At 71.7% G+C, this 378-nt stretch carries 1 protein-coding gene; it reads right to left on the minus strand.

The features are described 5' to 3' along the window. The coding region (locus tag ACG2DA_RS23120; RefSeq protein ID WP_395259076.1) for a hypothetical protein at positions 1 to 281 on the minus strand (281 nt) is incomplete at its 3' end. Positions 282 to 378: the final 97 nt, after the last annotated feature.

Below are 378 nucleotides of genomic sequence, written 5' to 3' on the forward strand. Positions count from 1 at the left end.
ACGTACGGGCCGACGTTCCGCTCGTTGACGTAGAGCCGGACGCTCGGGTGCTCCGCCAGCGCGATCGTCTCCGGCGAGGGCGTGAAGCCGTCGGCGACAAGGTGTAGCAGCGGTTCGCAGCCGGGTTGATCCAGCGCCGCCGCGACGGACACGGCGAGGAACTTTTCGTCAGCCTGAGCGAACGGCGTCACCACGTCGACCGGGCCGACGTTGGGCGGGTTCGCCGGGAGCCGGATCGGGCGGGGCGTCAGGTCGGGCGGGGTGCGGCGGGGGACGGTCATTTCAGAATCACTTCCTCAAAGACGGCCCCGGCGTGCTCCACCCGGCGGACGGGCTCCCGCCACCGCTCCCGGGCTTCCGCGACCGTGACCTCGGGCT

It is taken from the genome of Alienimonas sp. DA493 (genome assembly GCF_043951915.1).
Classification (GTDB): Bacteria; Planctomycetota; Planctomycetia; order Planctomycetales; family Planctomycetaceae; genus Alienimonas.